Below are 7,722 nucleotides of genomic sequence, written 5' to 3'. Positions count from 1 at the left end.
CTCCCCAGCCTCGTCGCTCCCTTCGGTCGCGACTCCAGCGAGAATCGGAGATTCTCTGGCAGCCGGCGCGGAGCGCCGGCGACAGCGAGGCGCTCCGCGCCTCTGGCAGTCGGGCGAAGCCCGACGACCTCGCGCGTGCTCCTCGGCCGCGAGACGGCCTCGGAGGCACGCGCCACCGCATCGTTTATGAGTTAACTCGCGTCGCTGACGCTCGTTTTTGAGTGCACATCGCAATCAGCGCTCGCGTCGAGAGGGAATTCTCTCCGAGCCTCGGCCCGACCGATCAGTCGCTCGCTTCGATCTCGGGCTCCGCCTCGTCGTCGCCGCCGACGTCGATGGCGCAGGAGGCGTCGTACTCGACGTCCTGTACCGACTCGATGGCCGGGTCGTCGCCGCACACCGGGCAGTCGTCCTGCTTGGGGATCTCGACCTTGTCGAACTCCATGTCGAGCGCGTCGAAGAACAGCATCGAGCCGTCCAGCGACTCGCCCTCGCCGATGATGTGTTTCACCGTCTCCGTCGCCTGCAGACAGCCGACGGTGCCGGGGAGCACGCCGAGGACGCCGGCGGTCGCGCAGTTCGGGACCATCCCGGCCGGCGGCGCCTCGGGGAACAGACAGCGGTAACACGGCGAGTCGTCGTCGCCCGCGAACGTCGTCACCTGCCCCTCGAACTTGAAGATGGAGCCGTGCGAGAAGGGGATCCCGGCGAGCGTGCAGGCGTCGTTGACGAGGTACCGCGTCGCGAAGTTGTCCGTGCCGTCGACGACGAAGTCGTAGCCGGAGATTAGCTCCTCGACGTTGTCCGGGGTCACCCGCAGCTCGTGCTTCCGGACGTCGATGTCGGGATTGAGTCCCTCGACGAAGTCGGCGGCGGAGTCGACCTTCTTCCGTCCCACGTCGTCGTTCCCGTGGATCACCTGGCGCTGGAGGTTCGACAGCTCGACCTCGTCGTCGTCGGCGACGCCGAGCGTCCCCACCCCGGCGGCGGCGAGGTACTGGATGATCGGCGCCCCGAGCCCACCGGCGCCGAGCACGAGCACTTCGGCGTCGAGCAGGGCCTTCTGCCCCTCGGGACCGACGTCGTCCATGATGATGTGCCTGGAGTACCGGTCGAGCTGCGTCGGATCGAGGTCGAGGTCGCTCATTTGCCGCCGCTTGTCGCTGCAAACCAATAAGACGGCCGCCCACCGGCGCGTGCTGCCGACATCTCGGAGATGCGCCCGGTTCGCACGACCGGTTGCGCATCTGGGGACGGCCCGCGGCGCATCGGGGGACGGCCCGCAACGCATCGAGAGGACGACCGGCGGCGCACGGGGAGCCGGCCGGTACCGCGCCCGACGACGGCCTCGCTCGACTCGTCGCGGACGCGGGACCGACGGCAGAACGTCCGTCGCGGGCGCGTCGCTCCGGGCTCGGCGGTCGTGTTAGACCGGGGCCACCGTTGCCGTCGGCGGGGTCCTTTTTTGACTGGGACGAGAACCGCTAATATGGCCACGATTAAGCTGCCGGCCGTCCTCGTCGGCGGGTCCGCGACCTCTGAGGTCGAGGTCGAAGGGGAGACCGTCAACGAACTGTTCGACAACCACGCCGACGAGCACGGCCCGGAGCTCAGAGACAGCGTGCTCGAAGACGGCGAAATAAAGGAGTTCATCAACGTCTACGTCGAGGGGACGCCCGTCGACGGCGTCGACGCCGAGGTCCCGGCAGACGCGCAGGTCCGCGTCATCCCGGCGGCGTCCGGCGGTCGGTAACCGGTCCGTCTCTCGGTTCGCGGCGGGATTCGCTTATAAGTAGTCCTCCCAGAGCGGGATGTCCGCGTACTTGTCGCCGCGGTCGCACAGCATGAAGACGACGACGTCGTCGTCGTCGAGCTCGCCCGCCGCGTCCAGGTTCGCCACGACGGCCGCGCCGCCGCCCGCCGACGTGCCCACGACGAACTGATCGTCGACGCGGAGGTGCTCGCGGACCGTCGCCTCGTCGTGCTGGCCGAGGTCGGCGATCGGCACCGGATCGTCGAGGTAGCGCTCGCGGAGCGCCCGCGCCTGGTCGTACGCGTCCGAGGTGGCGACGTACTCCGTCCGGTCGAGCACCGACTCGTCGTACGTCCCGGGGTGGTAGTGGTCGCCCGTCTTGAGGTATTTCAGGCCGTCGATGGCGTGGAGCTGCTCGTCGGGCTCGAAGCCGACGATCTCCGTCGCCCCGTCGCTCAGGTCCGTCAGGCCCCGGCCGGTCCCCGTGATCGTCCCGCCCGTCCCGACCCCCGCGACGAAGTGAGTCACGTCGCCGTCGGTCGCCTCGTATATCTCCCGGGCGGTCGTCCGCTCGTGGGTGCCCGGGTTGTCGGGGTTCTCGTACTGGTTCGGGCGGAAGTACGCCTCTGGGTCCGCGGCGATTATCTCCTCGCAGCGCTCGATGACGGCGTCGTAGCCGAGGTTGGCGTCGACGAAGTGGATCTCCGCGCCCGCGTCCCGAACGGCGTCCACCTTCCCGCCGGCGGCGTTGTCGGGCATGACGATCTCGACGTCGTAGCCGCGGGCGGCCGCGAGCCGCGCCACCTCGCTGCCGGTGTTGCCCGAGGTAGGCTCGATGACGGTGACGCCGGACTCGAGGTCGCCGCGCTCCTCGGCGCCGTCCAGCATCCCCTTCGCGATCCGGGACTTGATCGACCCGCCGCCGTGGGGGGCGTCGTAGAGGTTGAACCACTCCGCCTTCGCGTACACGTCCGCGTCGGCCCCGAGGTCGAGGTCGAGCTCCACGAGGGGCGTCTCGAAGATCGTCGACTCGTCGACGACGTACTGGCTCATGGGCCTCGTAGATCGCTCCCGGGTAAGAGTCCGACGGAAACGGCTGTCTCGGCGCCTATCGCGGTCGTGCGTCGCGATCGCCCGTCAGAGATACGGGAGAAGCCTGCCGGTCACGAAAGGCGTTACACGGCGAATCGTCTACCGAGCCGTATGAGCCAACCATCGTGGGACGACGTCGTCGAGATGCCCGACGAGCTCGACGACGAGACCGCCGAGGCGCTCTTCGAGGACGCGACCGAAGTACAGGACATGACCGGCGAGGTCTGCCCGTACCCGCAGGTCGAGGCCAAGAAGGCCGTCGCGGGGCTCTCCCCCGGCGACGTGCTCGTCCAAGAGACTGACCACGTCCCGAGCACGGAGAACGTCCCGAAGGCCGTCGGCGACGACGCGACCGCGAAGGTCTGGAAGTCGGGCGACGGCCGCTACCGCATCTTCATGCGGAAGGAGTGATCATGGTCGAAGAACTCACCCCCGAGGAAGTCAACGAGCGCGTCCAGAATGGCGACATCCGCGTCATCGACACGCGACCGCAGGAGCAGTACGAGCGGGGTCACATCCCGGGCGCTATCAACGTCCCGCTCGGCGACCTCCCGTCGATGGTCCCGGACATCGACTGGGACGACAGGGACGTCGTCTGCGCGTGTCCGGTCGGCCAGTCATCGAAGCAGGCCGCGATGCTGATCAGCAGCTACGAGGGCGTCGAGGAAGACATCGTCGTCGCCAGCATGTCCGGCGGCTACGAGGAGTGGGACTTCGAGCTGGAGACCGACGCGTCCGCCGACGCGTAGTTCGCCCCGATCTGTCCGCTGACACGGAGGTCGCCCCGACCCGCCCCCCGGTTTCCGTCGGCAGCGCTCGGAGAGGGCGGCGGCGGCGGCCCGCACAGCGGTCTCTGAAACTATATGTGCGTCCGACTGTCACGTTGGCGTATCTCTTTGTACCGCAGGCCAGTTAGTGGCCCGCATGGACGCCGAGAAGGCCCGCCGAGAGCTCTACGAGGTGATGAACGAGTCGGGCGAGTTCGACGAGAAGGCCGAACGAGCCCTCGCGCTCGGGAAACGGTACCTCGACGTCGAAAACGCCCACCTGACGGAGATCCACCCCGACAGCGACTACTGGGAGACGGTCGCCAGTACGGACCCGCCTGAGGGGGCGTTCCCGGCCGGACTGGTTCTCGACCTCGGGACCACCTACTGCCGGCGCGTCGTCGCTGATCGGGAGACGGTCGCGCTCCACGACGCCCCCGAACAGGGGTGGGCCGACGACCCGGCGTTCGACGCGCACGAACTCCGCTGTTACCACGGGAGCCCCCTCGTCGTCGACGACGAGCTCTACGGGACCGTCTGCTTCGTCTCCGAGGGCGCCCGATCGCGGCCCTTCAGCGACGAGGAAACGCTGTTCGCGGAGCTGATCGCCCGGGTGCTCGAACACGAGCTGCAGCGTCGGCGCACCGCGGTCGAGATCGAGCGGCTGGACCGGTTCGCCAGCGTGCTCGCCCACGACCTGCGCAATCCGCTCGGGGTGGCGCAGGGGTACGTCGACTTCGCTCGGGAGTCGACCGGCGATCGGGACCTCGACACGGCGGCGACCGCGCTCGACCGCATGGAGGGGCTCATCGAGGACGTGCTGACGATGATCCGACAGGGCCGGTCCGTCGAGTCGGCCGACGAGATCCGACTGGGGTCGGTGGCCGAGCGATGCTGGCGATCGGTCGTGACCGAGGAGTCCGCGCTCCGCGTCGAGTCGGACCTGGCGATCCGGGCGGCCCCCGACCGGCTGCGGCGGCTGTTCGAGAACCTCTTTCGCAACGCGATCGAGCACGGGGGCGACGACGTCACGGTCCGGATCGGCGCGCTGCCCGACGACGCGGGGTTCTTCGTCGAGGACGACGGACCGGGCATCCCGGAGATCGAGCGCGACTCCGTCTTCGAGCGGGGGTACTCGTCGGAGTCGGAGGGGAGCGGGCTGGGGCTGGCGATCGTCGCGAGCGTCGTCTCCGCGCACGGCTGGGAGATCGCGGTCACGGACGCCCCGAACGGCGGCACTCGGTTCGAGGTCAGCGACGTCGCCGTGCTCGATCCGGTGACGGACTGACCGGACCGACGGCGGATCGGCGCCGTCGGTCAGATCGCGCAGCCGACCTCGCGGTACATGTAGTGAGTCATGACGTAGACGCCGAGGACGATCCCCCCGCCGGCGAGGAACGAGTGCACGGAGAGCAGCGCGATCCCCGAGAAGAGGTTCGCGATGTTGCAGCCGGCGGCGAGCCGCGAGCCGACGCCCATCAGGAGGCCGCCCGCGGCGTAGTTCGGCACGCGGTTCAGCTTCGGTTTCCGGATCCGGAAGTCGCCGGAGGCGTACGCGGCGAGGAAGGAGCCGACGACGAGCGACGCGATCATCACCATGTCGATGCTCAGGGAGATGTCGCCGTCGCGGAAGAGGATCGAGCCCCAGTACTCGACGCTCGCGACGTCGTAGCCGGTCTGCGCGAGGAGGTAGCCGGCCCAGCGCGCCTCGCTGCCGGTGATCGCCCAGTGGCCGTGCACGTAGAACCAGAGGCTCGCGACGACCGCCATCGCGACGCCCGCGGTCCGCGCGTCCCACGAGTCGCGGAGCCGGACTCTCACCGGTCGGTCGTCGCCGCGGAGGCCGCGGACGTACTCGACGGTGCCGTCGGCGATGCCACGCAGGCCGACCGAGACGGCCGAGAGCGTCCGAGAGGCGCCGAGAACGGCCTGCGCGCGTGTGTCGGCCCCCACGCCGGTCCCGCCTGAGGGGTCGTCCGGGAGCCGGCTCCGCCCCTTCACGAACGCGTACGCGACGGTGCCGGCCGCGACCGCCAGCGTCCCCGTGATCGCCGGCGAGAACGGCAGCGAGAGGTACAGCGTCCGCCCTTCGAACGGGTTCAGCGTCTGGAAGTAGTACGTCTCCGCCACGGGGAACGCGAACGCGAAGAGGACGTACCCCACGAACATGAAGAGGAGGACGAGCCAGAACTGGAGGTACCCCTGTCCGGCCCGATAGAGGGTGCCGGACGCGCAGCCGCCGGCGAGCGTCATCCCGAGGCCGAAGACGAAGCCGCCGAACAGCGACCCCAGCCCCCACGCGGGCGTCCAGAAGCCGCGGAAGTAACCGAACGTGGCCTGCAGGCTCCAGAACACGGTCATCACCGCGAGCCCGGCGAGCAGTCCCTTCAGCACGCGCGTGTCTTTGAACGCGACGAAGTCCCGGAACGCGCTGACGAAGCAGAACCGCGCCTTCTGTAACAGCACGCCGAACGAGAGGCCGACCGCGATCGATATCCCGACGTACGCGACGGGAGACAGTATCATTACGCGGGTCGAGTGCTCCCCGGCGTAAAACGTCGCTGAAGACGGTAACGGTGCGCGATGATCAGAGGAACAAACAACACTTGCCGCTATTTGACACACGGGGCAACGAAGCGCGCCTCCGGGAGCCCTTTAGGCGCGAGCCGCGTCGTGCGGATATGAGCGACGACTGCGGATGCGGATCGAACGACTCGGCGCCGCGCGACTCCGGCGAAGCCGCGCCGGACGCGTCCGCCGACGCGGGGCCCCGTTCCGCGAAGGGGAGCGGGCTGGCGAACGACGACCGGCGCAACCCCTTCGCCGACGGGATCGACCGGCGACGACTCCTGCAGGCGTCGGGCGCCGTCGGCGCGACGACGGCGCTGGCCGGCTGTTCCGGCGGCGGTGGCGGCGGTGACGGCGACGAGCCCGCGCCGACGATGTTCGTGTTCAACAACGGCGACCGAACGCTGAGCGTCATCGACACGGAGAGCGACGAGCTGCTCAACACCGCGTTCCTCGGCACGACCGCCTCCTTCCCGGCCAACCAGTACGCCACGGGCGTCGACGACGAGCACGACGTGCTCTGGCTGAACGTCTCCGGGGGCGTCCGCGCGTTCGACCAGCGCACCCTCGAGGAGCTCGCCTTCGTCGAGACCGGATACGGCCCGAACTATCCGAACGTGACGCCCGACGGCGAGCACCTCCTCATCGCCTCGGGCGGGACGACCGGAATGGCGCCCGAGGGCGACGAGGCCCACGCTATCTTCCGCGTCGACGCGGACCGCGACAGCGACGCGTTCGGCGAGGTGACCGCCGAGATCGAGACCGGCTACGTCGGCCCCTGCGACATGACGCTCGGCCCGGACGGCGACTACGCCTTCGTCGTCGACGTCGCCGACGAAGCGGTCCGCGTGTTGAGCGTCGACCCGTTCGAGACGGTGACGCGGGTCGACGCCGGCGAGCCGGTCACCGAGGGCAACGTCCTCCCCTTCATGTGCACCGCCTCGTTCGACGGGGAGCTCCTGCTCGTCGAGAACGGGGAAGGGACGCTCGGCGGCGACCCCGAGGTGCCCCGCGAGGGCTCCGAGAGCGTCTGGGACATCTCCGACCCGGAGAACCCGGAGGAGATCGCGAAGGTCACCCGCGACGACGGGCTCCCGGGCGCGCCGATCACGAGCGAGGTCGCCCCGGACAACTCGGCGGCGTACCTCTTCATCCCCGGCGAGGGGGTCGGCGTCGTCGACCTGGAGGCGAACGAGTACGCGACGACGCTCGACGTCGGCGGCAGCAGCATCGCCGGCGCGTGGGGGCCGAACCGCGAGAAGCTGTACGTCCCCGTGCAGGACGCGAACCAGGTCGCCGTGATCGACCACGCGGAGCGGGAGGTCGTCGCGACCGTCGAGGCCGGCGAGGCGCCCACCGGCGCGGTCGCCGGCACGGTCCGCCCGGAGGAGGACGCGGTGTCGAGCCTCCAGGCGTCGCTCGCCTCGCTCGGCATCGCGTTCGGCGAGATGGAGGCGTCGTGGTGCATGGACGACCACTGCTACTGCGGGTAGATGGCCTCGGATAACGTGCGCGACGACGGTCCCGCCGACCCCGCCGAGA

8 protein-coding genes are annotated in these 7,722 nt (G+C 69.5%); 5 read left to right on the top strand and 3 right to left on the bottom strand.

Translation table 11 applies throughout. The annotated features are described in order from the left end of the window. Positions 1–283: 283 nt before the first annotated feature. A complete protein-coding gene (locus DJ73_RS08455) occupies positions 284–1,147 on the bottom strand; it encodes a molybdopterin-synthase adenylyltransferase MoeB (protein WP_094525485.1) in 864 nt (287 codons plus the stop codon). A 342-nt stretch (positions 1,148–1,489) separates the two neighbouring features. On the opposite strand from DJ73_RS08455, the gene DJ73_RS08450 reads away from it, so the two are divergent. Next, positions 1,490–1,753 (top strand): MoaD/ThiS family protein, encoded by a 264-nt coding sequence (locus DJ73_RS08450; protein ID WP_094525484.1) that lies wholly within the window; start codon positions 1,490–1,492, stop codon positions 1,751–1,753. Positions 1,754–1,786: 33 nt separating this feature from the next. Here DJ73_RS08450 and DJ73_RS08445 read toward each other — a convergent pair whose 3' ends face one another. Beyond that, on the bottom strand, positions 1,787–2,806 hold the full coding sequence (locus tag DJ73_RS08445; protein WP_094557769.1) for a PLP-dependent cysteine synthase family protein: 1,020 nt from the start codon (positions 2,804–2,806) through the stop codon (positions 1,787–1,789). Between the two features lie 150 nt (positions 2,807–2,956). Between DJ73_RS08445 and DJ73_RS08440 the strand changes: the two genes are divergently transcribed. From DJ73_RS08440 to DJ73_RS08430, 3 genes are all read left to right on the top strand, one after another. Further along, complete coding sequence (locus DJ73_RS08440; RefSeq protein ID WP_094525482.1) at positions 2,957–3,256, top strand: sulfurtransferase TusA family protein; 300 nt, start codon at positions 2,957–2,959, stop codon at positions 3,254–3,256. 2 nt (positions 3,257–3,258) lie between these two features. Next, the gene (locus DJ73_RS08435) at positions 3,259–3,594 is read left to right on the top strand and encodes a rhodanese-like domain-containing protein (RefSeq protein WP_094525481.1); all 336 of its coding nucleotides are present in this window, start codon (positions 3,259–3,261) and stop codon (positions 3,592–3,594) included. Between the two features lie 175 nt (positions 3,595–3,769). Next, positions 3,770–4,900, top strand: a complete 1,131-nt coding sequence (locus DJ73_RS08430) for a HAMP domain-containing sensor histidine kinase (RefSeq protein WP_094557768.1) — start codon at positions 3,770–3,772, stop codon at positions 4,898–4,900. 29 nt (positions 4,901–4,929) lie between these two features. Here the strand turns inward: DJ73_RS08430 and DJ73_RS08425 are convergent, their stop codons facing one another. Next, the gene (locus tag DJ73_RS08425) at positions 4,930–6,138 is read right to left on the bottom strand and encodes a YeeE/YedE family protein (RefSeq protein WP_094525479.1); all 1,209 of its coding nucleotides are present in this window, start codon (positions 6,136–6,138) and stop codon (positions 4,930–4,932) included. Between the two features lie 155 nt (positions 6,139–6,293). On the opposite strand from DJ73_RS08425, the gene DJ73_RS08420 reads away from it, so the two are divergent. Further along, positions 6,294–7,673 carry a twin-arginine translocation signal domain-containing protein gene (locus DJ73_RS08420; protein ID WP_094557767.1) on the top strand — a complete coding sequence of 460 codons (1,380 nt, stop codon included), beginning with the start codon at positions 6,294–6,296 and terminating at the stop codon, positions 7,671–7,673. The last annotated feature ends 49 nt before the right edge of the window (positions 7,674–7,722 follow it).

Origin of the sequence: Halorubrum sp. Ea1, assembly GCF_002252965.1 — an archaeon.
GTDB lineage: Archaea > Halobacteriota > Halobacteria > Halobacteriales > Haloferacaceae > Halorubrum.
Note: the sequence above shows the minus strand (reverse complement) of the source record. Positions and strands in the feature narration are given on the sequence as shown.